This is a genomic window from Nocardia yamanashiensis NBRC 100130 (genome assembly GCF_001613325.1).
In the GTDB taxonomy this organism is placed as follows: Bacteria; Actinomycetota; Actinomycetes; order Mycobacteriales; family Mycobacteriaceae; genus Nocardia; species Nocardia yamanashiensis.
The window spans coordinates 1-25,339 of the sequence record NZ_BDCD01000051.1; the positions used below are offsets into that span (position 1 = coordinate 1).

The 25,339-nt window shown below is 65.9% G+C and carries 27 protein-coding genes and 1 pseudogene; 10 read left to right on the forward strand and 18 right to left on the reverse strand.

What is annotated here, in order from left to right:
- The 13 genes from NY1_RS39405 to NY1_RS39455 all read right to left on the reverse strand — a co-directional run.
- A partial coding sequence (locus NY1_RS39405; protein ID WP_067722788.1) for a hypothetical protein occupies positions 1 to 614 on the reverse strand: 614 nt, incomplete at its 3' end.
- Positions 615 to 715: 101 nt separating this feature from the next.
- Entirely contained in the window at positions 716 to 1,249 is a 534-nt protein-coding gene (locus NY1_RS39410; protein ID WP_067722790.1) for a hypothetical protein, read from the reverse strand.
- 69 nt (positions 1,250 to 1,318) lie between these two features.
- Positions 1,319 to 1,732 (reverse strand): DUF6573 family protein, encoded by a 414-nt coding sequence (locus NY1_RS39415; protein WP_067722792.1) that lies wholly within the window; start codon positions 1,730 to 1,732, stop codon positions 1,319 to 1,321.
- Positions 1,733 to 1,821: 89 nt separating this feature from the next.
- Entirely contained in the window at positions 1,822 to 2,274 is a 453-nt protein-coding gene (locus tag NY1_RS39420) for a DUF8317 domain-containing protein (RefSeq protein ID WP_067722794.1), read from the reverse strand.
- Positions 2,275 to 2,292: 18 nt separating this feature from the next.
- Positions 2,293 to 2,457 carry a hypothetical protein gene (locus NY1_RS39425; RefSeq protein WP_157762785.1) on the reverse strand — a complete coding sequence of 55 codons (165 nt, stop codon included), beginning with the start codon at positions 2,455 to 2,457 and terminating at the stop codon, positions 2,293 to 2,295.
- Positions 2,458 to 2,543: 86 nt separating this feature from the next.
- On the reverse strand, positions 2,544 to 2,882 hold the full coding sequence (locus NY1_RS43460; RefSeq protein WP_157762786.1) for a hypothetical protein: 339 nt from the start codon (positions 2,880 to 2,882) through the stop codon (positions 2,544 to 2,546).
- A gap of 678 nt (positions 2,883 to 3,560) precedes the next feature.
- Positions 3,561 to 4,016 carry a hypothetical protein gene (locus tag NY1_RS39430; RefSeq protein WP_157762787.1) on the reverse strand — a complete coding sequence of 152 codons (456 nt, stop codon included), beginning with the start codon at positions 4,014 to 4,016 and terminating at the stop codon, positions 3,561 to 3,563.
- A gap of 98 nt (positions 4,017 to 4,114) precedes the next feature.
- Complete coding sequence (locus NY1_RS39435; RefSeq protein WP_067722800.1) at positions 4,115 to 5,884, reverse strand: ParB/Srx family N-terminal domain-containing protein; 1,770 nt, start codon at positions 5,882 to 5,884, stop codon at positions 4,115 to 4,117.
- A gap of 122 nt (positions 5,885 to 6,006) precedes the next feature.
- Positions 6,007 to 6,642 carry a hypothetical protein gene (locus NY1_RS39440; RefSeq protein WP_067722802.1) on the reverse strand — a complete coding sequence of 212 codons (636 nt, stop codon included), beginning with the start codon at positions 6,640 to 6,642 and terminating at the stop codon, positions 6,007 to 6,009.
- Positions 6,643 to 6,670: 28 nt separating this feature from the next.
- A complete protein-coding gene (locus NY1_RS43465) occupies positions 6,671 to 6,835 on the reverse strand; it encodes a hypothetical protein (RefSeq protein WP_157762788.1) in 165 nt (54 codons plus the stop codon).
- Between the two features lie 20 nt (positions 6,836 to 6,855).
- On the reverse strand, positions 6,856 to 7,218 hold the full coding sequence (locus tag NY1_RS39445; protein ID WP_067722804.1) for a hypothetical protein: 363 nt from the start codon (positions 7,216 to 7,218) through the stop codon (positions 6,856 to 6,858).
- A complete protein-coding gene (locus NY1_RS39450) occupies positions 7,218 to 7,742 on the reverse strand; it encodes a hypothetical protein (RefSeq protein ID WP_067722806.1) in 525 nt (174 codons plus the stop codon). Before NY1_RS39450 ends, NY1_RS39445 begins: the two co-directional genes overlap by 1 nt.
- A gap of 108 nt (positions 7,743 to 7,850) precedes the next feature.
- Positions 7,851 to 8,909, reverse strand: a complete 1,059-nt coding sequence (locus tag NY1_RS39455) for a DUF4192 domain-containing protein (RefSeq protein WP_067722809.1) — start codon at positions 8,907 to 8,909, stop codon at positions 7,851 to 7,853.
- Positions 8,910 to 9,729: 820 nt separating this feature from the next.
- Here NY1_RS39455 and NY1_RS39460 point away from each other — a divergent pair.
- Positions 9,730 to 10,458: a hypothetical protein gene (locus tag NY1_RS39460; protein ID WP_067722811.1), complete on the forward strand. Its 729-nt coding sequence runs from the start codon at positions 9,730 to 9,732 to the stop codon at positions 10,456 to 10,458.
- Positions 10,459 to 10,583: 125 nt separating this feature from the next.
- Here the strand turns inward: NY1_RS39460 and NY1_RS39465 are convergent, their stop codons facing one another.
- Positions 10,584 to 11,162, reverse strand: a complete 579-nt coding sequence (locus NY1_RS39465; protein WP_157762789.1) for a deazapurine DNA modification protein DpdA family protein — start codon at positions 11,160 to 11,162, stop codon at positions 10,584 to 10,586.
- A 94-nt stretch (positions 11,163 to 11,256) separates the two neighbouring features.
- On the opposite strand from NY1_RS39465, the gene NY1_RS39470 reads away from it, so the two are divergent.
- From NY1_RS39470 to NY1_RS39485, 4 genes are all read left to right on the forward strand, one after another.
- Entirely contained in the window at positions 11,257 to 12,390 is a 1,134-nt protein-coding gene (locus NY1_RS39470) for a tyrosine-type recombinase/integrase (RefSeq protein ID WP_233434686.1), read from the forward strand.
- On the forward strand, positions 12,380 to 12,727 hold the full coding sequence (locus tag NY1_RS39475) for a helix-turn-helix domain-containing protein (RefSeq protein ID WP_067722815.1): 348 nt from the start codon (positions 12,380 to 12,382) through the stop codon (positions 12,725 to 12,727). The genes NY1_RS39470 and NY1_RS39475 overlap by 11 nt, the downstream gene beginning before the upstream one ends.
- Before the next feature lie 140 nt (positions 12,728 to 12,867).
- Positions 12,868 to 15,012: an FYVE zinc finger domain-containing protein gene (locus NY1_RS43470; RefSeq protein WP_157762790.1), complete on the forward strand. Its 2,145-nt coding sequence runs from the start codon at positions 12,868 to 12,870 to the stop codon at positions 15,010 to 15,012.
- A gap of 505 nt (positions 15,013 to 15,517) precedes the next feature.
- Positions 15,518 to 17,080: a hypothetical protein gene (locus tag NY1_RS39485; RefSeq protein WP_067722819.1), complete on the forward strand. Its 1,563-nt coding sequence runs from the start codon at positions 15,518 to 15,520 to the stop codon at positions 17,078 to 17,080.
- A gap of 501 nt (positions 17,081 to 17,581) precedes the next feature.
- Here the strand turns inward: NY1_RS39485 and NY1_RS39490 are convergent.
- Positions 17,582 to 18,034, reverse strand: a complete 453-nt coding sequence (locus NY1_RS39490; protein ID WP_067722821.1) for a deazapurine DNA modification protein DpdA family protein — start codon at positions 18,032 to 18,034, stop codon at positions 17,582 to 17,584.
- Between the two features lie 280 nt (positions 18,035 to 18,314).
- The gene (locus NY1_RS39495) at positions 18,315 to 19,031 is read right to left on the reverse strand and encodes an HAD family hydrolase (protein WP_067722823.1); all 717 of its coding nucleotides are present in this window, start codon (positions 19,029 to 19,031) and stop codon (positions 18,315 to 18,317) included.
- 35 nt (positions 19,032 to 19,066) lie between these two features.
- Here NY1_RS39495 and NY1_RS39500 point away from each other — a divergent pair, with 35 nt between their 5' ends.
- The 3 genes from NY1_RS39500 (at position 19,067) to NY1_RS39510 (ending at position 21,117) form a co-directional block, all read left to right on the forward strand.
- A complete protein-coding gene (locus tag NY1_RS39500; RefSeq protein WP_067722825.1) occupies positions 19,067 to 20,284 on the forward strand; it encodes a helix-turn-helix domain-containing protein in 1,218 nt (405 codons plus the stop codon).
- Between the two features lie 222 nt (positions 20,285 to 20,506).
- Complete coding sequence (locus NY1_RS39505) at positions 20,507 to 20,764, forward strand: hypothetical protein (RefSeq protein ID WP_067722827.1); 258 nt, start codon at positions 20,507 to 20,509, stop codon at positions 20,762 to 20,764.
- Positions 20,761 to 21,117 carry a hypothetical protein gene (locus NY1_RS39510; protein WP_067722829.1) on the forward strand — a complete coding sequence of 119 codons (357 nt, stop codon included), beginning with the start codon at positions 20,761 to 20,763 and terminating at the stop codon, positions 21,115 to 21,117. The genes NY1_RS39505 and NY1_RS39510 overlap by 4 nt, the downstream gene beginning before the upstream one ends.
- A gap of 4 nt (positions 21,118 to 21,121) precedes the next feature.
- Here the strand turns inward: NY1_RS39510 and NY1_RS39515 are convergent, their stop codons facing one another.
- Together NY1_RS39515 and NY1_RS39520 are read right to left on the reverse strand one after the other, a co-directional pair.
- On the reverse strand, positions 21,122 to 22,303 hold the full coding sequence (locus NY1_RS39515; protein WP_157762791.1) for an NsdA family TPR-like regulatory protein: 1,182 nt from the start codon (positions 22,301 to 22,303) through the stop codon (positions 21,122 to 21,124).
- Complete coding sequence (locus tag NY1_RS39520) at positions 22,300 to 22,797, reverse strand: hypothetical protein (protein WP_067722833.1); 498 nt, start codon at positions 22,795 to 22,797, stop codon at positions 22,300 to 22,302. The genes NY1_RS39515 and NY1_RS39520 overlap by 4 nt, the downstream gene beginning before the upstream one ends.
- 1,168 nt (positions 22,798 to 23,965) lie before the next feature.
- On the opposite strand from NY1_RS39520, the pseudogene NY1_RS45495 reads away from it, so the two are divergent.
- Both NY1_RS45495 and NY1_RS44305 read left to right on the forward strand, forming a co-directional pair.
- Positions 23,966 to 24,268 (forward strand): annotated as a pseudogene (locus NY1_RS45495) (IS110 family transposase); the annotation flags it as partial.
- A gap of 55 nt (positions 24,269 to 24,323) precedes the next feature.
- Positions 24,324 to 25,190: a transposase gene (locus tag NY1_RS44305; protein ID WP_233434687.1), complete on the forward strand. Its 867-nt coding sequence runs from the start codon at positions 24,324 to 24,326 to the stop codon at positions 25,188 to 25,190.
- The last annotated feature ends 149 nt before the right edge of the window (positions 25,191 to 25,339 follow it).

The window sequence follows — 25,339 nt, forward strand, 5'->3', positions numbered from 1 at the left end:
CGTGGGGCGGGGAGCTCGCGGCGGGAGGGCGCGGGCCGGGGTCCGGCGTACGCGCATGTCACGGGCTCGCCGTTGTGCTTGCCGCAGCAGGTCAGATCCGCGTCATGGACACGGTCGGGGCGGCGGAGCTTGCGCCGCAACTCGGCTTCCAGATCATCGATGCGGCTGCCTTTGAGCGCTTCGTAGTGCTCCTGGTCGGCGATATGGCCTTCGGGATCCAACGGCGGCAGTCCGGCCTTGCGCCACATCCGCAGATACAACCCGGTACCGGTGGTATTCATCGGCGCGACCAGCGATGCGGCGTAGGTGACCAGGATGACTTCGGCGGCGGTGCCATCGCGGGTATCGCGCCCGGCCACGACACGGTCGAGGATTTCGCGGCAGTGCGCGCGAAACAGAATCTCGCGCAACATCTTCGGATGGTCGTGCTTGCACAGGATGAACGAATGCCACAACAGATCCGCTGCGGCAGGGTGGCGGCGCTGCGCCGCCGCGATCTCCTCTTCGGCCCATTGCATCTGCTCGAAGATCGGCGCGCATTCGGCGGTGAGATCGGCGAACATCTGCGCGGCGGTCACGGCGGGCGCGACCTTTTCCAGGGTGTGTGTAGACATGACGGTGCCTCCTCGGCGGGTGCCGGGGTTGTAGGGTGAGATCGGGGCACCGGGCCGCTACAGACGGCCCGGTTCCCCTTCTTCGTGTGAGGGGCCTGGTGTCACCAGGTGAGTGCGTGGGCGTGCAGATCTCGCCCGGGAATCGGCTCCCCGATAGTGGTGATCTGGCGAATGAGCGCCGTATCGGGCAGGAACTGTCCGGCGTAGTCGAGGGCGTTGGCGGCCAGATATGCCCAGTGCGATGGGGCGGGCAGCAACGCCCATACCTCGTTCATTCCGACTACGACGGCGTTGCCGGTGTGCAGGATCTCGATGAACGTTTCTCGGCCGTCCCACGGGTCGCCCGGGTCGTGGCTGTGGCCGGTTTCGATTTCGGCGCGGGTGCGGAACCATTCGCGGGCGCGTTCGGCGATTCCCTCGGCGTCGCTGAGGTAGCGGACGCTGATGCCCAAAGGGTGGGTATCGGCGCGGGTGAGGTGTTCTCCGGCGTTCAGTTTGGCTTGAACGGCCGTGATCGCGTCCCACTCGGCCTGGAGTTCGTAGTGGCGCAGTTCCCCCATTTCGGCGGCGAACCGGGCGGGTGGTATAACCGCGATCGGGGTTGCGTGGGTGTTGTCTTCTACGCGCAGCATCATTGTGAAAGCTCCTCTCGGACTGGGTGATTCGGTCGGGGAACCGGGTTCCCGGTTCCCCGACCGGTGGGGCTAGTTGTCGTGGGGGGTCATGATCGTGAACACCGGTTCGCCCTCGTCGCCGAATCCGAGGTGCAGCAGCAGGGCTACCGGGCTCGGGGTCGGATCGGCGCTGTCGGGGGCCTCTCGGTGGACGGTGAATGGCAGACGGTCGGTGCCCAAGTCGCCCTCCTCGGGGCACATGACCAGGGCGTAGGCGAACGCGTGCAGTGCCGCCGTCAGCACGTCCGAAATGCGGGCGTTCTCGCTCTGGCCGTACTTGCCCTCTTGCGGCCACGCCACGGCTTGTCTCCATGCGTTCGCGGTGATGGCGACCGGGGCGGCGAACCCGCGTTCGCGGGCCAACTCCGATACATCGCGCAACAGCTGCTCGGCGATCGCTTGGGCGCGGGTTCCGCTGTGGATGATCTCGGCGTCTTCGAACATCGGTGATCCCTTTCCGTGCAGAGGGACCGGAGAGGGCGCGGTCTGGGCGGCTACAGAACGTCCAGACCGCACCCGGTTCCGGCAGGGGGTTAGCGGTAGTCGCAAATGCTGATCAGGGACGGGGCCGGGTAGCCCAGGTGCGCGCCCAGGACGTCGCGGAAACGACGGTCGGGGCATCCGGCGTAGTTGCCGCCGTGGGCGAAGTGGGCCAAGTCGCGGAACACGCTGCCGTCGGCGCGGATGATCGCGGGCTCGATCCACGCGTACAGCTGGCCGGTGTGCTCCTGATTGGAGATGACGACCACCACCGGCGGCGCGTCGTCGGTGTACGGGGTTTGCCGCCACGCCGGGATTTCGGCGTAGTGGTTGTTGAATCCGGCCTCTACCAGTCCGACCACGGTCAGCCGGGTGTGACGGGCACTGATCCCGCGATTGGTGTAGTCGCGGGGGTCGTCGGCGTTGCGGTAGACGCTGACCTGTATTCCCTGGATCGCGGTAGCGGGTGCCAGGATCGCGGCGGCGTCGGGGGACATGACGGTCATGTGGGGTTTCCTTTCGGGTTAGAAGTACTGGAACCATTCGGGTCCGTGGCCTTGCGCGGCCCAGCGCTTCATGTCTTTTTCGTGCTGTGGATCGAAACTGGCCAGCTGGCCACGCTCGACCACTAACCGGGTGAGCCATTCGGCGTAGTGGAAAGCGTCGTCGGTGTGCTCGGTGCCCAACACTTTCGAAGCGAATCGCAGTGCTGAACGGTGAACGAAAAGAGCACTCGACAGGGTGTGCGGATCGATATACATCGGATCCACCCGGGCTACTCGGTGAATTCGATATCGTCCGGGCCTGCGCAGTAGCTGGGATAGCCCAGCTTGTCCGGGACGGTGGTGCCTTCCCAGATCGTGACGGTGCGGTGGTTCTCGTGTCCGAGCCTGGGGGTCGGGCATCGCTGCTCTACCAGCACAATCCGTTTCGGCTCGGTGTCCGGGCGGCAAGCTCGGGCGTATCCGGCGGCGTGGTGAACGCTGCGGTATCGCCCTCCCCATTGGCTCCACACCCGCTTGTCCTGGCCGGGTGGATTATCTTGCGGGTGCAAACGCAGGATTCGATACGGCGAATCCGGCATCGGTACCCAATAATCACTGCCATTGCTCATGGCGGAATCTCCTCTCGTGGGCGCACGCGAAACGCGTGCGCGGTGAACAGAGATGGGGTGAGATTCACTGTGGAGTTATCAAAGAACCCTGAACGCGGGGCCGATCTTGCACCCCGTCCCACATCTCTATAATAGTAGTTTTACGTGCATCTTGGGTGGGATTCGGGAAGTGTCGCGGCCCTATCTGGCCTGGTTTTTCGTCTTTTTCCTGGGGTTTTGCTCTTGCTTTTTCTTTGGTGGCCTTTGCAGGCTCCGCCTCCCCGGCGTGAGGGGCGGGGGTCCGGGGGCGGAGCCCCTGGTGCGCGGCCGCAGGTCGCGGGGGAACCGGTGGAGCGACCGAACCGGTGAGCGGTGCTGGTGTTGTCCTTCGCTGGGCCCGGGGCGTCTCCGATCACGGTGGCCCGGGGAGGTCAAGCGGCCCGCTTTTGGCTGCTTGGGCTCCCCGGGGTGCCGTGATAGTCCTGGTTGGGTCCAGCGAAGGGCGACGCCGGCACCGGTGGGGAGCGGAGCCGCGCGGCCGCCGGCCGCGGTAACCCGGTGGGTGGCCGGCGGGGGTGTTCGGGTGCGTGCCGGTCGCGGACCGGCCGCGGCACCCGGGGTGAGCCCGCGGGAGCTACGCGGGCCGGGGACGGCTCCCCGGCCGCGGTAGCTCTGAATTTCGGTGTGGTTCCTCGCTTTTCAGTCGGTGCGGTTTCCGGTGGGCTGGTGGGGTATGAATTCCCTGCTGTAGTGGGTGCGGGTGGCGCTGATCAGGAACCATTGGGTGGTTTCGGCGAAGGCTTCGACGGCTTGACCGAAGGTCATGCCGGGCACGGGATCCCACGGGTCATCGAGCCACATGTGCTCGTGGAAGTCGTCGCCTCCGATGGTGGCGCGTACGTGCGGATCGTGTTCGGTGCCTGCTTCCCATCCTCGCGCGTGCACGTAATGGTCTGTGCTGGTGCGGTAGTCGCGGCCGGGCTCGAGGGCGGAACTGAGCAGGTAGATCCCGGAGTCTTTCACCCAGATCAGCGCGGGCCGGGCGTCCCCGTCGACGGCGGCCCGGTGGCGGGTCGCGGCGACGGCGGCGCGGGTGTATTCCAGGACTTTGGTCATGGGGAAGTAGAGATCGAGGTGCTTGGGTGTGCGTGGCATCGCCTGGTCCTCTTCGGCACTGGGGTGGGTGGTGGATGGAATGCGGGCCGGGGGCGCGTGTGCGGCGGTCCCGGCCCGCAAGGGGGTTTCGGATGGGGTTAGAGGGTGTCGCCGGTGAGTTCGGCTTCTTCGGTGTAGAAGGTGGCTTCATCGATCTCGCCGAGGGTGTAGCGCTCGATGGGGGTGAGCGGGTAGCCGTTGGCTTTCAGGAACGCCAGGTAGTGGCTGAAGATCGCGATGCCGTCGCGGTAGGTGTTGACGCTGGTGCGCCGCCACCAGTCGGGGCGCTCGTTGTTCTTGTCGCCCAAGTTGGGGTGCATGCGGGCTTCGATCGCGCCGCACGCGATGGCGACTCCGATCACGGCGGCCCGGTTCTCGGTGGCTGCGTCGAACGCGCTGCCGTTGATGAGCTTGTCCCGGTCCATGTTCAACAGTCCGGCCGTGATGTACGGGGCGGCCTGCTCGCAGATGATGGACGGTTCGGAGGCTTCGAGCTTGCTGCGGAACACGTGGGCTCCCTTGGGGACCTTCGCCCCGGCGACCAGGCCGGTGACCCATTGACGGCGTTTCGGGGTGGCGGCGCGGGCGGCCTTGTTCATGGCCTTGGTCTTGGCGCGCTCGGCCCGTTGTTGCTGGGCCTGGGCTTCGGCGGCCGCGAGCGCTTCGGGGCTGTCGGGGGACGGGGCGGGCGTGGCGCGCGGATCGGTCAACCCGGTAGCCGGGACATCGATGCAGTAGTGGTGCCGCAGCCACACCTGCTCGACGCGGATGTCCGCGACCGCGTACAGCCCTTCGTGCGGCGGCTGATCCGGGTTGTCCTGGGTGTCCCAATCGATCGCGTGCTCGGGAACCTCGCGCCCGTCCTCGCGGACGAAATACTTCTCGTAGTCGTCCAGCCACACTGCCCAATGCTTGGGCTCGGTGATCGTGGCCGGGTCGAATGCCGTGCCGTCCGGGCCGTGCAACCGGTTGGACGAGACGTAGGTGTCACGCTCGTTCCACTTCGGCTCGTGATAGAGCACGGTGAACCCTTCGGCCTCGACCACCGCAGCGGCTTCGGCGTACGCGGCGTCGGATTCGCGCTTGTTCCGCAATGCCGTGGCGACGTAGTCGAACTGGCCCTTGCGGGCGGCGTCGGTCAGCGTGGCGACCGCCTGCGGGTCGTCTTCGAACTCGATCAGGGCGGCCGACTGCTCGAGCGTGAGTTGTCCGTCCACGGCCAAGTCCATGGGGGCGGTGGTCTTCGCGCGGCGAATCGCCTTGATCGCCTTCACATCCCGGGTGTTCATGCCCGGGGTGACGCGGGCGACCTTCGTCACGGACACGCCCAGGTCCAGCAGTTCGGTGACGGCATCGAACTTGTCGGGGGCGGTCAGTGCCTCGTGGTCCTCGTTCGCGGTGAGCTGCCCGCCGATTTCCGAGACGCGCTGTTGTTTCTCGGTGTCGCCTTCGGGCGGGTAGCGCAGGATCACCGGGATCGCGGTCAGTCCGGCGGCGCGGGAACCGAGCGTGCGCCGTTGGCCGTCCTTGACCTGCAAATAGCCGTCCGGGTTGATCCACACGGTCGGGTCCTGCTCGAACACGTCCTTGTTGTCCAGGATGCGTTGGACGTACTCCCGGTTGATGGTCGCGGTGGCGTGCTTGCGGATATTGCGGCCGAACACGAGATCGTTCGGGTTCCACAGCAGCGACACGCGGCCGGTTTCGGAGGCTTCCAGCCGCGCCCGCAGGTCGGTGATCTGCTCGGCGGTCAATCGCGTCGGCTCCAGGGTGTCCGCTCCCGGCTGCTCCTCGGCGGGACTGTCGAGAGCCGGGACCGGGTCGGCGGCTTCGCCGATATCGGGGGTGGGGGTTTCGGTGGTGGTCATGCGTTCGGCCTTTCGGGTTTCGGGTCGGCCGCGCGTCTACAGAACGCGCGGCCGGAATCGGTTGTCGGAACACGGTGTTCGCCGGGGTGGGCGGTGCTCAGGCCATCGCGGGCAACCCCGCTCTAGGCGGCGGCGGGATCGGCCCTGGTGGGGTCCGGGCGGCTGTTGAGCGCGACGGCGATTCGTGCGGCGTCGTCGTCGCTGATCTGAATCCATGCGCAGACCCCGGTGCGGTCGCCGTAGGTGACCGCCAAAAGGAATCCCCCGGAAGCGATTTCGCGCCCGACCGTGACGGCGTCGCCGTCGCCGTGCCGGTCGCCGACCCGGACCAGGGTGCAGAAGCGTGGCGCGCCCGCGTTGGTGATCTGGATGTCTTGCGGGGCCGGGACTGCCAGGGCGACACCGGCGGCGTCGGCGAGTGCGGCGGCGAGTTGGGCGGCGTCGTCGTCGGGGAATTGGACGTAGTCGCTGCAGTCCTCGATCTGCGACAGCCGGAGTTGGATCAGCCCGCCGGGCTCGCAGGTCGCGGTGACCCCGTCGCCGTCGAGGTCGAGGAATCGCGCCAATACCGCCCCGGGGGTGGGGGACGCGGTGATCAGACCGGTAGCGAGCTCGACGGCGTCGGCGTGGGTGATGCGTGCGTACTGCCGTGAACTGGGCCGCTGGATGAGCAGGATCAGTGTGTCGGCGGACTCGCGCCGCACCTGCATTCGGTCCTTGTGAATATCGTTGATACGGAACAGGATTCGTGCGGGCATGAAAACCTCTTGTCGTGGTCGGGGGACTTCAGTGGGTGGCGTCGTGCCATTCGGCGTATTGGATGGCCTCGCCGCGCACCAGTTGCCTCACGCTGGTGCCCTCGTACTCGGCGAGATGGGTAAGGCACAGCTGGTCGGGGTCGGGATCGTCATCGATGTGGTTGAGACGGCACCACGGGCAGGACACGGCCATAACCGGGGCTTCCTTCCGAGTCAGAGGTGGTCGGCGAATTCGGTTTCCAGGGCGCGGATCACGCGCGCCAACTTCGGTCCGGCCTGCCGATACAGCGTCAGCCGCGACAGGTCCGGCGGGTCCTGCGCGCGGGCCTGGGCGGCCATATACGCCAGCGCGTGCAGACGGCGACCCAACACTTTCCGCACGCCTTCCAACTCGGTCGGGGCGTGAAACGACCAATCCAGCTGCGCGGTGTGCAGGATCCGTGCCACGGTTACGGCGGCCGGGTCGTGGGCACCGTGCGGGCCGGGCGTGGTGAGGGCGCGGCGGTGGCGGGTGAGGAACTGCCCGACCGTGCTGGACACGGTCGGGGACAGCACCAACGGCCGGGGAGCGCTCATCACGCGGTGGTGAGGATGATCGGGCGGGCAAGTACGGCCGTGGACACCAGGTATCGGCCTTTGCTGGACGGATCGCGCAGGCGGGGGACTTGCCCGTGGTAGGCGTCGTTGTCTTCCGACCACACCGGTTGACCGGTCGCGATGCCGCGTGTTCCGTAGGTGGCGGCGAGCCGGAAATCGTAGTCCTCGTGCAACTGGATTTCGGCGGTGCGCAGCAGGCAGTGATGACGGATTCCGTTGTCGCCGCATCCATCGGCGTCGGGATCGATGATGACCGCGATGACGTGGGTTCCGGTCGATTCCTCATCGAACGCCAGCGGGTACATGCCGTCGTAGTACTCATAGCCGCACTGGACCGCGTCGGTGATCAGCCACCAGCCTTGCGCGTGCTGTTCGCAGGTGAGCAGGACCATGACTTGCGGGTCCAGCAATTCCCGCTCCCCGCTGCGGGTCATCACATCGGGCAGCGCCGCGATCAGCTCTGCGGGGCTGGTCAGTCGGGTGAAGGATGCCGAAGTGTTCAACGTGCGTTCCTTTCCGGTAGATCCTGTTGGGGCGCAACAGGATCGGTGGCGGGTGCACGTCGGGTCGGGCCACTACAGATGGCCCGACCCGGTGTGCGAGAGGGGGTTTCAGTGCACGTGCAGGAACGCGGCCCGGACGTCGGCCGGGTGCAGGCGCTGCCGGATCGCTTCGTGTAATGCGACCGCGACCCGGTGTTGCGGGTCGGCTCGTACCGCGATCTCGACCGCGACCCGGGCGGCGGTGGGATCTCCAGCGCGGGTGTAGAGCCCGAGTGCGAGCAGGGCGGCGGCGTGGGCCTGGTCCTCGCCTTCGGTGCCGGTGGTCAACAGCCCCCACAGCGTCAGATCCGCGTGCGGGTCGGTGGCGTGGAAGCTGCCCGGTCCGGCGGCTACCTGCGCGTACAGTTCGTCGCGGACGCGCCCGCACCGCATGATGACCGTGATCCGCGCTAAATCGGCAGGGTCGGCATCGGTGTCGGGATTGTCGCTGAGTCGGCTCAGTTCGCTCAGGTAGGCGTGGACCGCGTCCACCTCGCCCCGGAAGTGGGCTTCTTCCTCCCGATTGCGGATCGCGGTCGTGAGCCGGGCTTCAGCGGCGGCCTGCGCGCCGGGCAACGCGGCCGCGACCTGCCCGGTCAGTTCCAGATCGCGGGCGAACATTTCCAGCGCGTCCCGGTACGGGTCGTGTAACCCGGTCAGCACCTGCGGCCCGGTGTCGGGAATGATCGTGGCGGGGTCGTCCACGGTGCCGGTGCGCGGGAACCCGGTCAAGCTCCACCACGGGGTAGCGGGCTGTACGGCCGTGGTCGCCCACACCCCGGCCGGGGTGATGCCGCGTTCGGTGAGTGCGTGGATGAACGCGCCGGGTAATGCCCGGTACGGGGCGGGTAGATGCGCGAACTGTCCCGGGGCCGGGACCGCCAGCGCGGTGGTGATACCGATCAGATAGGCGGTATCGGCGGGGCCGTCGCCGATCGCGCGGGTCATCCGCGCGTAGAGCAGGTTCGGCGACCCTTCCAGCGGAAACACGCAATGACGGCGGATCAGCCCTTGCACCCCCAGCAGCAGGACCATCGATTCGGTTGGGGTCTGGTGCAGCAGGGTCGGGACCGCTGCGATCACATGCCCGGGATCGGCAGCGTCGGGGTTGGTGATATTCGGTTCCATGGAAATTCGTCCTTCCTCGTGAATTTCGGACGGGATGACCGTTTCTCCCGGCCCGGTCGGCTACAGACAGACCGGGCAGGAACGAAACGGGATGATCAGAAATCACACTGTGGAATTCTCAAAGTTCCCTGGTCGCGGGGCCTACCCTGCACCCCGTACCACTTCTCTATAATAGCTTTTTACGTGCATGTATGGTGGCGGTTCGGGGAATGTTGCGCCGCCTTTTTGGCCTTGTTTTTCGTCTTTTTCCTGGGGTTTTGTCTTGACTTTTTTTTGGTTGGCCTTTGCAGGCTCCGCCTCCCCGGCGTGAGGGGCGGGGGTCCGGGGGCGGAGCCCCTGGTGCGCGGCCGCAGGTCGCGGAGGAACCGGAGCACGGCCTAAAGGAGGGTGGGGGTGTTGGTGTTGTCCTTCGCTGGGCCCGGGGCGCCTCCGATCACGGTGGCCCGGGGAGGTCAAGCCGCCCGCTTTTGGCTGCTTGGGCTCCCCGGGGTGCCGTGATAGCCCCTGATTGGGTCCAGTGGAGGGCAACGCCAACACCCTGAGGCCGGGCGACGCGCGACCGCCAGGTCGCGGAAACCCGGCGCGTGGCCGGCGGTGGTGTGCGATGCGTGCCGGTCGCGTACCGGCCGCGGCACACGGGGTGAGCCCGCGGGAGCTACGCGGGCCGGGGACGGCTCCCCGGCCGCGGCAGCTCACCGCCTTCTCTGTCTTGCTTTCGACGCGCCCGAACTGGCCCGACCCGCCCATGGAACAGGGCGTTGACCAGCCCGGATCGGCCGGTAACCGCCTCCGAAGTGCATGAAAACCGTAAACTATAGATATGGCGATGGTGACGTTCTCGACGCTGACCAGGGCGTTGGCTCCGCATGTCAACGAAGCGTTCGAGGACAATCACGTCATCGTCCTGGAACGGTCGAAAAAGCCGGCCGGGGTGCTGATGGGTCATGATCTGTGGCTGATCGGGCAGGAACGCGCGATCGAACCGGCCCGCGCGGAGGAGATGAACTCCCGCCGGGCGCAGAACGCGATGAAACCGATCCGCGAACATCTCGATCAGGGCGTGCACACGATCGTCACGGTGGACTCGCACCCGAAAGCGGTGTTCGCACCGTATGAGTGGGCGCGAGAGTTGTTCCCGGAGCTGGGATTACCGGCCACGCCGCAGCCCCCGGAATCGGCGCTGATCGTCTACCGCAGTCTCAACCGGCTGGCCGAACTCGATGCCGAATTCGCGGGCACACCGGATCCGGAATTCGAGATGGACCGGCGATTGTCCGCGGGCCCGACCAGGATTCCCGCGATCCGCCGAAACCGGTTACGCGCGGTCGTATACGTGCACGACGGTGTCGTGGCCCGGGTCCGCACGCTGGACCCGCACGCGCAGTGGGAAGACCTTCCCGGCCCGTTCAGTCTGGCGCCGGTCTCTCCGCCGTTGACCGCGCTGCAGATCGAACGGAAACTGCCCGGCCTGCCGTTGCGGCCGGGTGACAAGCAGGAACAGCGGTGGGGGACCTGGCGCGAATACCTCGACCTCACCCCGGCTGACTGACAACCAGCCCCGGGTGTTGTTACACCACATTGGCTCCACTAGCTAGGTGGGTAGCTAGCACGCTAGCTAGCTCACGCCCGGTGCCACGGGCCGTCAGCATTGGGCCGCTCAGGCCGCGTAATGGTTCACGCGGCCGACATGTCCAGGGACAGCTGGATTCCCCGCGGCCGGCGGGCCTGTTCGGCGGCCGCGGCGAGCACGCGGTCGCGCCAGCGCAGGGCGTAGCGCAGGCAGTTCTGGCAATGCTGGTGCGTGCACCCTGGGAGTGGGGGTTCGTGTTCGGCCGCTTTGGACCAGGAGCACGAATCGGCGGAGGCGAGCAGGTCCCCGTACCGGCCGAGACCTTCGGTCTTCACGCCGAACCCGTGCATCCGGATCCCGGGCAGCTGGTCGTGCAGGGTCGCGAAGATCTCCGCGGCGTCGCGGCTGGACTGGCGCCGGCACACCGACCCGACACCCACGATCGGTTCGCTGGTCAGGTCGATACCGGCGTCGAGATACATTTGCGCGCACCGCAGATAGTCCCCGACCTGCCAGCCTTGCAGGACCGGCATGATGGGCAGGTCCGCCGCCAGGTCCCGGAGTTCGAGCAGGTTCGCCACCAACTCCGGACTATTACATCCGATGAGGTATCCGCGATCGTGGGTATCCACGTCTTTGCTGGTGGAACCGCACGGGCATTTGGCTTGAATGGATTCCCTCACCTGGACTTTTGTGATGCTGTAGCGTCCGCATTCACGTGCCGCATTGCATCGGATGATCGAATCCATCATTGGTTTGAGGTAAGGAGTGCTCGGAGTGGGCTCGGAAGGTCGTGGCCAGCTGCACGCGGTCGCCGGGGCGGCCGAGTCGATGCTTGCCTCAGGTGTTGCGCTGTTGCAGCCAGAGGAAACGGTGTTGAAAGCGATGCTGGCCGGATGGGCGGTACAGCAGGCGTCGCGGCTACTGACACCGGGCACCGTGGAGCAACGGCAGCAGAATGTACGGCGGTTTGTGGCGTTCACCAACGAATACCCATGGAAGTGGGCGCCGGGCGATGTCGAGGAGTGGACCGCATCGCTGGTCGACCGGGGCCTGGCTCATTCCACGATTCGCCATTACCAGGAGCAGGTGGCCCTGTTCCTGGAGTACTTGACCGATATCCGCTACGGCTGGGATATGTTGTGCGAGAAGCATTTCGGCACGCATCCAGTGCAGGTGTTCCACGAATGGAACACCGCAGTCCATCGTGCTGAGGTGGAGGCTCGGCCCGGCAACCGCCCGATGAGCCGGGACGAACTCCAGGACTTCTTCGACTACTGCGACGAACGAGTCACCGTTGTGCGCAGATCCAGGCGGAAGGGCTGGCTCGCGGCATACCGGGACTCGGCGATGTTCAAAACGATCTACGCGTGGGGGCTGCGGCGCAGGGAGACCGCCATGCTGGAAACCGTTGACTGGTCAGGCAATTCGGCCACACCCGAGTTCGGGCGCTACGCGGCGCTGTCGGTGCGCTACGGCAAGGCAAAGCGCGGCAGCCCGCCCAAGCGGCGTTCGGTGCTTTCGACTATGGGTTGGGCGGTGGAAGCCGTCACCGAGTGGGTGGAGGACATCAGGCCGATGTACGCCATCGCCGGCACGACGATGTGGCCTACCGAGCGTGGCGGGCGAATCAGCAACGACTACCTCAACACTCGCTTCGCCGCGTGCCGTGACGCGATCGGCCTGCCATCCGAACTCGGGCCGCACTGTCTGCGCCATTCCTACATCTCCCACTTGCTCGAGGACGGGTACGACCATCTCTTCGTCCAGCAGCAGGTCGGCCACGCCTGGGGCGCCACCACAGCGATCTACACATCGGTCGGCTCGGACTACAAGAACAAGGTGTTGCGCCGCGCTCTGGACCGGGCGTTCGCTCCACATGCACAAGTAGGAGACCCCAATGGCGAGTAACAGCGGCAAACTTGGATACCGCTGGAACCTTCGGACACTGATGGCCGGCAAGGACATGTTCGCCACCACCGATCTGGTGCCGTTGCTCGCCGACCGCGGCGTCGTGCTATCGGCCGCGCAGGTATACCGGTTGGTGACCCAAACTCCGGAACGACTGAGCCTGCCGATCCTTGTGGCGCTGTGCGACATCCTCGACTGCACGCCCAACGACCTGATCGAGCCGGTGGCGGAGGCGAGGCGGCCCAAGGCGACCGGCACCGGCGGCGCAATAGCGAAGGCCGACAGCGTGGTTGCCGACCGCAAGCCCCGCCGGGCGGAGATTCGTCGACAACCATGACCGAGACCTGCGCCGTGTGCAGCGAGGCTCGTCAGCTCATCGGCCTCACGCCACGAGGCGGACGCTGGTGTGGCCGCTGTAAGAAGCGGCACATCGCCGCGGCAGACCTGCAGAGGAAACGGGACCGCATCGTCGCTGCAGTGACCGCCGTCGAGCCGGAACTGCCCGTAGAGGTCATCACCGCCGCCGTTCGCGAGGCCGCCCCGCTCAAACGCCATGTGAGCATGCTCGCCAAGCATTTGGCCGAATACCCCGACGCCCTGTCCGGCGGTCCTACCAGCGGTATGGCCCCGCTGCACCGTCTCGCTGGACTGCTGACCGACGCGGGCGCCCAGCACATCGCGCCCCGACACCCGGTCTGCACAAGATGCGGGCAACGCGCGCGTAAACACAAGCGTGTCGACGGCGGCACATGCGCGAACTGCCGGTCGCAGGAAAAGCGGCCGTGCCCAGCCTGCGGAAAAGTTCGCAGGCCATACGCGTTCGATGCAACCGGACGCACCTTGTGCCACATGTGCATTCGCGGCCAGCGGCGGCGAGCCGAGACAACGGAGCTGCGCGACCGCATCGGAGACTGGGTGCTGGCGCGCGACCCCGGAGCCGAGCGTCCGAAGATCATCGCCGTCATCGAAGACGTCGCCCCCAACCTCGAATATCTCCGGCGGGTGACAGGCGAGCTCGACCAGGAATCGGAGCTGGGTTGGCCTCCGGGCGCTACGGCCAACCTCATCGTCGCTCTCGTCTCCACAGGTACCGCCACCGGTCTTCCTGCCCTGATCTGCCACGAGTGCGGACACCAAGCCGGACCGAACCCCCACATCAGCTTGAACTGTGTCACGGTCAGTCCGGGAGTGGTGCGCTGTGACGCCTGCGTGAGGAGATGCCCCACATGCGGCAGGTCGTCGCGGTTGCCCGGCGAGAACATGTGCGGTCGGTGCCGCAACGACCGGACCCGACCGCGGATACGCGGAACGTGTGCCGGTTGCGGCAATCCGGACCAGCGACTCGGCGGCGCGGGTACCTGCCGTCGATGTCGAAGTCTCGTACCGAAACTCTGCGAGGACTGCCAGGAACCCGCGCGCCGCACCCGATGCGACGGCATCTGGGTCTGCCAGCACTGTGCCTTGCAGCGAGAGGTCGACAAACTGCTTCCCGATGGCGGCGGACCCCTGGCCGCGCTGCGAGAAGCGATCCTGGCCGCCAAGCCGAACACGACCCGGATCTGGTTGGCGTTCCCGCATGTCGCTGAACGACTGTCAGCGCTGCGAGATAGGCAGATGGACCTCACCCACGCGGCGCTCGACCACCTCCCGGCAGGCCGCGACGTGGAACACCTCCGCAACCTGCTCGTCGCTTCCGGCGCTTTGCCCGACGACCCGTTCCGGCCCATCAACGCTTGGGTCCGTCAATTGCCAGACACCTTGGCCGGGCTCGGACCCGTGGACAGCAGAACCGTGCGGTCCTGGCTGAGGTGGCAGGTGCTGCCACGACTGCGTCGCCGCGCCGAGGCCGGGCACTACATGAAGTCCAGCCTAGGCAACGCCCGACAGGACCTGCGTGAGGTCGTGGACTTCCTCGCCAGCCTCGCGGCATCCGGACGGGCCCTCGCAGGCTGCCGCCAGGAAGACGTGGACGACTGGTTCAGAGAAGCCAATGCGCAGCGGCATCGTGCTCACCCCTTCCTCATATGGGCCAGGCGGCGCAGACATATGCCGCGGACCCTCGATCTGCCGCAGAGATATCGCGGAATACCCACGACACCAACCGATTCCGAGTCTCGATGGGCTGTCGCGCACCGACTCGTCGATGACGACTCCATCCATCCGGCCGACCGCGTCGCCGCCGCGCTCGTCGTGCTCTACGCACAGCCGCTGACGCGGGTGACCGCGCTGACCCTCGACCACGTCCGCAGGGACAATGCGGTCGTCATGCTCAGGCTCGGCGACGACGAACTGGAACTTCCCGAACCGTTTGCCTCGCTGATCATCCAGCTGCCCTGCCCGCGATCCGACGGCCCGTCGAGGCAGTTCCCCACGCGGTGGCTCTTCCCCGGAACGCATCCCAGTCGCCCCTTGGGGCCGATCCCGCTCGCCAATCGGCTTCTCGCCCTGGGGATTCAGCCCCGCCCTATGCGAGCGTCGGCCCTGCGGCAACTGACATCCGAAATGCCGCCCGCCATCGTCGCAAGCGTGCTAGGACTTCGCCCGGGCACCGCGGTCCGATGGGCGGCAGCGTCGGGAGGGAACTGGGCGAAGTACGTCCACGACCGCCAGTCCCGACCATGACCGCCAACGGCATTCGAGACGTTCGAAGGTGGCGGGTCGCGTCTATTGAAGCGGAGTCCGAAGGGTCGGCCAGTGCCAGCGACCTGTGTCTGCCGGACCGCCGAACGACCGGGGTGTTCTGCTCGGTGGGCGGCCGGGGTTGGCAGGGCCGCTTGCGGCGAGATGCTCGTCGAGGGCCAGGACGTAGCGAAGAGGCATGCATCCATCGGCGGAAATCGGAGTGTGCCAATACGGCCGTGGTGGGAATATTTGTCTGTGGTCGATGATGTCGAGTCGGGTCGCGATGCGTTTCGACGGCATGCCCGGGATGAGGCGTATGTGCTGTTGAGTCGAGCATCCGAGTCGGGGGCCCTCGAAGCGGCTGATCTGGAGGTGCTGGCCGAGTGCGCGGGCGCCACTCGATTGGCGTACCGCCCAGGTGCGGACACCTCGGCCATAACGTCCAAAACCACCACGCGTTCGAGTCGCCGACGAACGGTGAGCATCTCAGCAAAGGATATTGATCATGTCCCTGATCCGCGGTGTGCTGCTGGCAGGAAAGTTCCGAAGTCAACATGAGCTGAACGAGATGTCCAGCGAGGACCACAGAAACACCCTCATCACCGAGCTGAACAACCGAACCAATCAGCCGGTCGAGCACTATCAGGCTCTGAACGACGACGACCTAGCAGGCGTCGGTGCAGTAGTCGTATTCGTACGCGAAGGAAAAATCCGCGACGATGAGACGTTGAAGAAGATGAGCGACGAAGACGCACGGAACACGACGATCGTCGAGATCTCCGCCCAGACTGGTACTCCAGTTCCCATCGTTCAAGGCATGAAGAATATCGATCTAGTACTCGCTGGCCTCGGCAGAGACCAGTCCTTCATCCGCGGTGTGCTGCTCACCGGAAGCTTTCGGACTCAGCATGAACTTAACGAGATGTCCAGCGAGGACCACAGAAACACCCTCATCACCGAGCTGGCCAACCGAACCAATCAGCCGGTCGGACACTATCAGGCTTTGAACGACGACAGCTTGGCAGGTGCCGGTGCGGCACTGGTTTTTATTCGTTCAGGTCGGATCCGCGGCGACGGTGAAATCACGACCATGAGCGATGACGACTGCCGAAACACCGTGATCGTCGAGATCAATGCTCAGACGGGCATCCCCGTTCGCCAGCTACAGGGGCTCGGCAACCTTGCATTAGTAAGTATCGCGATAATTGGCGATTTGCGAGGGGCGCAATATCTAGAAGCTGTTGCCAAGCGAAAGGCTAAGAAGTCAATCGAAGATCGGTGGAACACCGACGGCCGTCAACTCTCCGCAGTTGGACTGCCACGAATTGGTGCCGACATCGAGCCATACAGAGTTCCGGGTGGTTATCAAGCCGACTTCCGCTCTGGTTCTATTAGAATTCTCGATAACAACAAGAATACCGAGATCGCGCCAGGCGACTGGGTTCGCGTTTGGTGGGTCGGCCTGGAATGCGTCATTCGACAGGAGGGCGAGGACGAGGTATACGGTAGTGTGTTCTGCCATTCTCCAGGTCGATCCGCGTCGGCCAGCGTAGCGCAATTTCCTGGCGGCAACGAAACGTTGGAGATGGGGAAGCCTGGCGGCCGTGTGGTTCTGACATCTGAGCTGCTTTATGAGGGACCGCTTGTGAATGTCACCATCGGCGCTATTTTGATCGAAAATGACTCTGGGGATGTCGAAGAGATCTCGAAACAGGTAGCCGATACGATCGTCAAAGCGAGCGCGGCCCTCTTGAGTGGCCTAACTGGCGTTCCTGCTGACGCCGTCGCAAACCAGACCTGGTACAAGGAAGGTATCGGAAAGATAGCAGGATTCGTATTGGATGATGTGTTTGGTATCGGAGACGATCCGTATTTGCCTGTAGCAAAGTTTGTTCCATGGCAGACACTGGCCGAGTTCGCGCCTCCCCGCAGCTATCAGCGTCCAGGTGAGCCACAAGTAATCACCGCATTCAGTGACTTCATCGATGCATCGGGAGTTGATGACGGTGGTGACCGAGGGCAGTACCGGTTCTACTTCCTCTTCGAGCATGCGAACTTCCCCGGCTGAACCGATCCAGGGCGCGGCAGGCGTAGCGTGTGGTCGCCCGCCGCGACGTGCGATGTGTAATCAGGGCGGCCGGTAGGCCAACCTCTTGGCTGGTGCGGCGGATCTGTTCGTCTCTGGCCGGATTGAAGTCGCCGGTGGTGACCGGAAAGAAGCCTCCACCCCCTTGCAGGGGTGGGGGCGATCGGCGTGCGGGAGAAGTAGCGGTCGACGCGGCTTTTGGGTGCCAATGCACCGGGCCGAGTAGTGGGGGATTCCCGCCCACTGAAGCAAAACCGCCATCACCGACGGCAGCCGGAAACCGCCCGCCATCACACCCGCGTACGACAGGAGTAGTTCGATGCTGACCGCAATGGCCCGCGCTGCAGTAGTTGCCGCGGCGGCCGTCCCGCTCGTTACGATCAACCAGCCAGTTCGCTGACCGAGCGCACGATAGTGTCGCCTACAAGGCCGTTCGGGCCGGGTTCGTCACTAAAGCCTAAACGCGTCTGCCGCCGGACCTGCTCAATGCCTGATCGGGCACCGATACGAGATCTCGCTTGTACCGGTGCAGCCAACCAAGTTAAGGAATTCGAGGCGCTTGAATACTCTGGTCCTGCCAGTTGTGCGGTCCTGGTGCTCCCGTACCGACAGGCCGGTGCCGGCGAACGTGATCAGTCCGACCTGGCCCCCGGCGATGACGATGGGTTCGCACATCCAGTCCTGCGGCGCGGCCCAGACCAGGCCGCCGATTTCGCTGGCGTAGTGGCGGATCCGGGACACGTATTCGCGGGGTGTGGTGCTGATCCAGCCGCCGTGTTTCTGGAGTTCGGTGAATCCGCCGGAGTCCAGAACCCATTCGTCCAGGGCGACCGGCAGGGTTTTGCGGTCGCGCAGGCGGGTGTCGGAGACCATGAGCGGGCCCTCGGCGACCAGGGCGAGCCAGCGTTCCTCGTGCGTGCCGCAGTAGAACCTCATCCCGCACCCCTTGCCTCGTCGACGGCGAACCTGTTGCCTGTATTCCACCTGGTGAAGGCAACAATTCCGCCCCGCATCGGTCACACCGTGACAACTGTTCTCCATCGAACCGGGTGAATATTATTGTTGCACAATGTGTTTCGAATAGTCAGAGAATTGTTTGTCGTGTAATAGGTTGGTGTGCAGCTGATTCCGGCCAGTGGTTCGGAACTCGATGCGGCGGGAAGTGGTGAACGTTGTTATCACCCACCAATGCATCCGGGCTGTTCACGGCATCTTTTTACTCCTGGCCGAGACTGCGCAGGAAGCGTTCGATGCGGGCCGTGTCGGTCAGGTCGTCGAGGACTTCGTCGGCTTCGGCGAGCTGATCGCGGGGCGTGCCGCCAGCAGCGACGGCGATGACGCGGGCGCCGCCGTGGTGGGCGGTGGCGATATCGGCGGGGCTGTCGCCGATAAGCACGGTGTTACGCCGGTCGTAGCCGATCGCGTCACGGGCGCTGGCGCGCGCCTGGGCGATCGCGACGAGCGCCGGCCGGTGTCCGTCGTCGTCGCCGTAGGCCCCGATATCGAGGTCCACATGCGTGGTGAGCCCGAAGGTTTCGAGTTTCAGCCTCGATACGGCGCGGGTGTTGCCGGTGAGCACTGATTGCCGGATCTCGGCAATCGCGGCCAGGTGCGCGAGGGCGGTGGTGGCGCCAGGCAGGATCCGCCCGTGCTGACCGAGTTGGCTGCGGCGGGCGCGGTAGGCGTCGGCGAGCGCGTCGGCGAACATCGGAAACGGTGGGGGAGTGGTGATTCCGTGTAGTGCGGCGGTGGCGGTGTAGATGTCGGGTTCGGTGCGTCCGGTGATGTGCGGCATCCGCTCCATCTCCCGGCCGGTGACCTGGTGGAAGGCGTCGGCGAAGGCGGCGCGGCCGACACCGCGGGTTTCGATGAGGGTGTGGTCGATGTCCCACAGGATCAGGACCGGGGTGGGGGTGTTCTCCAGCGATTTCATGCGCTGCGGTGTCCTCCGGTTCTACCGTGGGCGGTATGGCCTTGTCGCCACGATCTTCCGACCATATCGGCGAGCGGATCCGGCGCCATCGTGAACGCGGCGGCCGGACGCAAGAAGTGATCGCCGGCCTGGCGGGGATCAGCACCGACTATCTCGGTCAGATCGAACGCGGCCGGAAAACCCCCTCCACCAAGGTCACTCGCGCGCTCGCGACCGCGCTCGGCGTCCCGGTCGGTGCCCTGCTGGGTGACGATGCGACCCCGACTTCCTCAGGAGCGGTGTCCCCGCCGGTGTCCGGGGACCGGTTGGCGCTGGCGCTGATGTCCGGCGGCGGGTCCGCGGTCGAGATCACCGAATTGTCCGAGCGCACCGAGACCGCCTGGCGGATCTGGCACGGCAGCGGTCACCGCTACAGCGACCTGTTGCCGAGCCTGCCGGAGTTGATCGCCGATACCGAAGCCACGCTGCGGGCCCGCCGCCACGACCCGGCCCGCCGGCACCTGAATATCGTCGCCTCGGACCTGTACGGGCTGGTCCGCACGGTTACCCGCCGGGTAGGCCGCTCGGATCTGTCGTTCCTGGTGGCGGATCGGGGATTGCGGGCCGCCGAGGATGCCGATGATCCGATCCGATTGGCGGTGGCCCGCTGGAACCTGGGCCACGTGCTGCTGCTGTCGGGGGAGTACGAAGCCGCGATCGAGCTCGCGGGCACCGCAGCCGAGACCCTGCTCGCCGATACCGGCCCGACCGCGGCCGCGCTCGCGATGACCGGAGCCCTGGAGCTGGTCGCGGCCGTGGCCGAAGCTCGTTCCGGGCGGTTGTGGGAAGTACGGGAACGCTTGAACACCGCCCAACCCCTGACCGCGGCGGCCCGCGAGGCGGGCGTGGTGGGGCACACCATGTTCGGGTCGGTCAATATCGGTTTGCATGCGATCGCGATCGAGTTGCAGGCCGGGGACGCGCTGGAAGCGTTGCGGATCGCCGAACATCTCGACACGAGCGAATGCCCGTCGGTGGAGTGGCGCTTCACCTTCGCCCTGGACCTGGCCCACGCCTACGAACTACGGCGCCAGGAGACGGGAAGCCTGCTGCATCTGCTCGATGCCGAACGGGTCGCGCCGGAAGATCTGCGCTACAACCCGACCGCGCAAGCGATGGTGACGCGCCTGATCCGCAACTCCCGCAGCGGCATTCACCGCACCCAAGCACTCGGCCTGGCCGACCGGATGGGGTTGAGCCCGGACCCGGTCTGAGGGGCCACCCGGTCCGAGAGACCGGGTCGTGCGCGGGATTCGGTCGTAGGGTCGGGCCAGCGTCACGACGACCGGTTCCGGCCGATCCTCGCTGTTGGTTGGCCGGCACCCGGTTCCTACCCTGCTTTCCGGGTGGTGTGGCCCGCATGGCCGGTCGCGTGGCGCCCCCGAAACCTGCACGGGCACAACGAATTCGAGCCAACCCGGAAAAGGGGCGAGGATATGGCTCTGACAGCACCGGAAGCGAAAATCCTGGACATCCTCACGCAATTGGACGTCACGCGCGCGGTCACCGTGCGCCAGCTCAGTACCAGCACCGGCCTGTCGGCGGGCTGGACTCGTGAACTCCTGCGCGGCCTGGCGTTGCGGGGCTTGGCGTTCGCGAGCGTGCACAGTCCACCGACGTGGCGGGCAACCAGCCGCGGCCGCAAGGAAATCCGGCGTTGCGGCTACCACGACCCGGCCGGGGCCGGCCGGTGAAGCGGCCCGCGATCGGCTACCTGTCCCGCGTGATCTGCGGCGATCGGGAACTGATCGATCAGGTCCACCTCTACACCGCCGCCGAAGACCTCGGCTATGTGCTGGTCGTGCTGGTCTATGCCGACCACGACACGAGCGCGGCACGGCTGATGAACTACGTGTGGGCCGAACGCGCCGAAGCGCTGATCACCCCCACCACCGCCCACCTCGACACGGAGGCGGCAACGGCGATCGCCAAACAGACCAGCATTGTCTACGTCGATTCGATCGACCGGCCGACCCGGCACGAACAAGCGGTCCCCAGCCATCTGAGCCTGGTCCGCGGCGAACGCGAACCACGTCGTCGGCGGTGACCGTTCAGGTCAGGCCGCAATCGGAGAGTTCCATTTCCAGCCGCCGCACGCTGGCCGCGCTGGGGGCGGCGGTGATCAGGCAGTCGAGTTCGGCGACCACTTCACCGTGCAGGCGAGGCGAACCATAGGCGACCGCGTCGTGGGCGGCGCGGGTGAGAACGGTTGCGGCTTCGTCGATTTCACCGGCCAACCGCAGCGCGGCGCCGTGTCCGACGCGGGCGAAGCCGTGGGAGAGCCCGAAGGCCGGATCGAGCAGATCCACGCAATGCCGCGCGGCGTCCAGCGCGCGGTCGGCGTCACCGAGGATGGTGAGCGCTTCGGCCCGGAACCCGGCCGACAACCCCGCGTCGTAGACATAGGTGGGCAGTGTCGGTTCGGGCCTGGCAGCGATCAACGTGGCGGATTCGTCGAGCGCTGCCAGGCATTCCCGTGTTTCCCCACGCTGGGCATGTGCTTCGGCGGCCATATCCCGTGCGTAGGCCAGCAGCAGCCGGTCCCGGTCCCGGGTGGCCCAGTACGCGGCCGACACCGCGTGATTGACGCCGATCACCGGGTTGTCGTCGCGGGTTTCACACAGCGACATGTTGCACAGCACCAGCGCCAGCATACGGTCATCACGCGTTTCGACCGCGGCTTTGTGGGCCGTGTCGTAGTGGGTGCGTGCGTCCTCGAAATCCCCGGCGTCATAGCTCATCCAGCCCAGCGTGCGCGCGATCCCGGCCTGCACCGACTTCAACCGCGGCCGCAACGGGGCGGGGCAGTTGGGCAGCAGCGCCTGCACCAGGTCAGCCTGGCCTTCCCGGATCGTGCGTACCGCGTGCGGACCCAAGGCTTCGTACTGGCAGCCGACCGCGTCGGCCAGATTCTCGATGCCTTCGATGGTGGCGGTATCGACCTTGACCGACAGCCCGCGCACGACACGCGCCTGCAGATCCTCTTGCAAGGACGCCAGGACGCTCGCGGCCGGGAGTGTGCCTGCGACGGTGAGGAATTGGAGAACTTGGCGTCGATTCATACCCAGCCACACCTTCAGGTCCGGGTTCAGCATGGAGTGTGGGTCCACCAGCGGGGCGACGAGCGCCGATGGACCGTGTTCGGAACCGATTGTCCTCTCCAACAGTGCAGGCTCGGCGTAGGCGTCGAAGACGACCAGCAACGCGCCGTCGGCTTTCCCGACAGCCTTCAACGACCAGGCTCGCTGGTGCCCTGACTACCCCCGATGGAGGAGCCGGATTCGGGCGGAGGTTCCCGGAGCCAGGCGCCGATCTGGGGAGTGAGCGCACCGCTGATGACGCCGAGATCAGCGCGTGCGCAATCGTAGAACTCGTTCCGCAGGCGACCCATCGTGTCGAAGGCCCGCACGTAGTCCTCGTGGGCGGGGTGTTCGCTCAAGGCAAGATGTCGGAACCCCCAGATCGCTTCGTTCCAGCGTTGTGCGGCAACGATGGCTTCCGGGGAGCCGAGCAGGAACAGTGCTTCCCAGTTGGTGATTCGCTCTGCATCGGTGGCGGCCAGTTCCGCGATGGCTGCGTCGCGGTCGATGGGTGGCCATTCGGCGGAGTAGCCGTGGGTTTCGGCCAGGCGCATGCACACGATCAGGGCCTTTTTCAGGCCGTTGGAGTAGTTGATGTAGGCGGCGAGGCGTTTATCGTCCCAGCGGGTGTCGAGTTGCGCCGCCATTTCGTGCGTTCGATCAGCACGGTGGCCGAGAAGGTCGAGCCGGCACCGAGTACCACCGCGGCGAGGGTGAGGAGTTGTTGCACGACCGGGCTCATGGGATCGAGTGTGCCTGGAGCGCAACAGGATCGGATCGATATTGGACTATCGATGTGGCGCGAGGCGGCGCAGATGGTCCTGGCGGGCTGATGTTGCATGGGGCCGGCGTTTTCGGCGCCGTGTTGATGGGTGACGGTCTGCTGGTCTTGCGCCGTTGCGAGGGAGCAGCCCGATGGTGAAGCCGGAAAAGTCCGTTCGGGCGATTCATGAAGGTAGGCCACGGTGCCCGACTGGAGATCAAGGTGCCGAATAGCGGCACTGCGCAGGCCTGTGCGCAGCTGTGATCCGTGACCACGATGCTCGCGCGTGCGGGGACCTCGCTCGCCGCGGTATTGACGTCACCGCACATCGGCAGTGTCGCGATGTCGCGTGCCGACTGATTCGAACGCGTGGGGCTCGTCGTCGCGGGTGTCGTCGTCACGTTCCGCGCGGCTGAGTCGCTGTGTCCGCAGGCGGCGGTGAACAGAGCGCACATGGTCACGGCCGCGATCGGCCAAATCCTCCCCATGCCAGCAAGATTAACCACCGAAACCCTTTGAGGAGGCTTTGCCGGGCAAGTGTCCTGCGAGGACGTACCTCTGATTGCCTTGAGTGATATCCCTGTTGCAGGAGATGGAGTCCGACGTGACAGCCGATAGAAGGTCCTGCGCGGGTGTCGATTCGCGCAGTGGTGCCGATTGGGGGAGTAGTGGGGTTCGTCGGGGTGCGTGTGTTGCCGTTGGTCTGCGCGATCGCCTTGGCGGTGGGTCTGAGCGCGTGCGCGGATGCGAAATCGCCGGGGGTGGTACAGACTTCGACGGGAGGGCTGTCGCCGAGTCCTCAGCCCTTCGTTCACACCGTGCATTGCGCAGTGACGCCCCCCCATCCGGTCCAGGTGCCCGGCGGGATGCTCCCTTCATGTGGCTGCCGACCGTTTGGATTGGTGTGGCTCTCTTTTGGCTTGCCTCCCACCGGTCACCGTGCAGGGAGTGGCTGAAGAGGGGTTTGCCCCAGCTCGTACTAGCGGTGCTCTCCCGCACGGACACCAACTAAGTCACCGAGTACGGGAGGGATGCTGAGGGTCATCATCGGGATGGACCCGCACAAGCGCTCGGCCACCATCGAAGCCGTCGACCCGACCGGGCGCGTCCTGGTCACCGGCAGATACGCCACCGACAATGTTGGATTCACGGAAATGCTCACCGCCGGAAGACGATTCGCCGATCGGGTATGGGCGGTCGAGGGATGCAACGGCATCGGGCGCCACCTGGCGCACCGGCTGGTCCACGACGGCGAGACGGTGATCGACGTGCCGACGAAACTGTCAGCGCAGGTCCGGGTGTTCGCCACCGGCAACGGCCGCAAGATCGACCCGGTCGATGCCCACTCGGTCGCGCTGGCCGCCCTGCACGCGCCCGGGGCTGCTGCGGGTCGAAGCCGACCCGGACCTGGTGGCCCTGGGCATGCTCGCCGACCGCCGCGACGAACTCGGCCGCGCACACACCGCAACCCTGTGCCGGATTCACCCGCTGCTGCTCGAGCTGATTCCCGGCGGCGCCAAGGCATTCCTCACCGCACGACAGGCTCGAGCTTTGATCGCCGAGGTCACCCCACGCGACGCCGCCTCGCGGGTCCGGCGGCGACTGGTCGTGGAAATGATCGAGGAACTGGAGACCATCGACCGCAAGACCCGCGCCGCGGACAAGGAACTGCGCCAGCTCGTCCTCGACCGCGGATCCACCCTGATGGACCTGCACGGCATCGGACCATCCTCAGCGGCAAGGCTTTTGGCCGACACCGGCGACATCCATCGATTCCGTGACCGGGACCGGTTCGCATCCTGGAACGGCACCGCACCCCTGGACGCGTCCTCAGGCGAGCAGCAACGCCACCGACTCTCACACGCCGGCAACCGCAAAATCAACCGCGTCCTGCACATCATGGCCATCGTTCAACTACGAAACCCCACACCCGGCCGCGTCTACTACGACCTGCGCAAGGGCGGCGGCAAGACCTCGATGGAAGCCCTGCGCGCACTCAAACGCCGACTCTCGAACCTCATCAATCAGTCCGATGTACAACCCCATGCCCAGGGCGATGCATGGTGCCCCTCGCGTCGGCCTCACCAGGGCGCGCCCATCGATTCATGTCAACGTGGACAACATCGGCAGCGCGATGGACTGGATCAACCTGCACCAGCGCCAGGCGGCGATGACCTACAGCCGACGCTGAGCATCCGCGCAGCGCCTCACCTCCGCGTCGAGGTGGGGCGTCGCGCAGCAAGACTCGCGGGCAGGCAACCCACGAAGTACTGGTGACCGGCTGCTACCTCCGGTTTGCGGCCGTCGCTGGCAATGATGGTGAAGTAGCGGGCGGGACGGGAAAGCATGTAGTGCGTTTTGCCTGGTCAACCAGGTTATCTGCAGCGGTAACGTGGGTGATGTCCACGATGTGATTCTCATATCCG

Coding starts and splice junctions, on each gene's coding strand:
- NY1_RS39420 (WP_067722794.1), bottom strand. CDS start 2,274: ATGACCGTCATGTCCCCCGACGCCGCCGCGATCCTGGCACCCGCTACC.
- NY1_RS43465 (WP_157762788.1), bottom strand. CDS start 6,835: ATGGCCGTGTCCTGCCCGTGGTGCCGTCTCAACCACATCGATGACGAT.
- NY1_RS43460 (WP_157762786.1), bottom strand. CDS start 2,882: ATGAGCAATGGCAGTGATTATTGGGTACCGATGCCGGATTCGCCGTAT.
- NY1_RS39410 (WP_067722790.1), bottom strand. CDS start 1,249: ATGATGCTGCGCGTAGAAGACAACACCCACGCAACCCCGATCGCGGTT.
- NY1_RS39520 (WP_067722833.1), bottom strand. CDS start 22,797: ATGGCGGCGCAACTCGACACCCGCTGGGACGATAAACGCCTCGCCGCC.
- NY1_RS39490 (WP_067722821.1), bottom strand. CDS start 18,034: ATGAGGTTCTACTGCGGCACGCACGAGGAACGCTGGCTCGCCCTGGTC.
- NY1_RS39440 (WP_067722802.1), bottom strand. CDS start 6,642: ATGCCCGCACGAATCCTGTTCCGTATCAACGATATTCACAAGGACCGA.
- NY1_RS39495 (WP_067722823.1), bottom strand. CDS start 19,031: ATGAAATCGCTGGAGAACACCCCCACCCCGGTCCTGATCCTGTGGGAC.
- NY1_RS39475 (WP_067722815.1), top strand. CDS start 12,380: ATGGCGAGTAACAGCGGCAAACTTGGATACCGCTGGAACCTTCGGACA.
- NY1_RS39445 (WP_067722804.1), bottom strand. CDS start 7,218: ATGAGCGCTCCCCGGCCGTTGGTGCTGTCCCCGACCGTGTCCAGCACG.
- NY1_RS39455 (WP_067722809.1), bottom strand. CDS start 8,909: ATGGAACCGAATATCACCAACCCCGACGCTGCCGATCCCGGGCATGTG.
- NY1_RS39505 (WP_067722827.1), top strand. CDS start 20,507: ATGGCTCTGACAGCACCGGAAGCGAAAATCCTGGACATCCTCACGCAA.
- NY1_RS39485 (WP_067722819.1), top strand. CDS start 15,518: ATGTCCCTGATCCGCGGTGTGCTGCTGGCAGGAAAGTTCCGAAGTCAA.
- NY1_RS39500 (WP_067722825.1), top strand. CDS start 19,067: ATGGCCTTGTCGCCACGATCTTCCGACCATATCGGCGAGCGGATCCGG.
- NY1_RS39460 (WP_067722811.1), top strand. CDS start 9,730: ATGGCGATGGTGACGTTCTCGACGCTGACCAGGGCGTTGGCTCCGCAT.
- NY1_RS39430 (WP_157762787.1), bottom strand. CDS start 4,016: ATGCCACGCACACCCAAGCACCTCGATCTCTACTTCCCCATGACCAAA.
- NY1_RS39435 (WP_067722800.1), bottom strand. CDS start 5,884: ATGACCACCACCGAAACCCCCACCCCCGATATCGGCGAAGCCGCCGAC.
- NY1_RS39415 (WP_067722792.1), bottom strand. CDS start 1,732: ATGTTCGAAGACGCCGAGATCATCCACAGCGGAACCCGCGCCCAAGCG.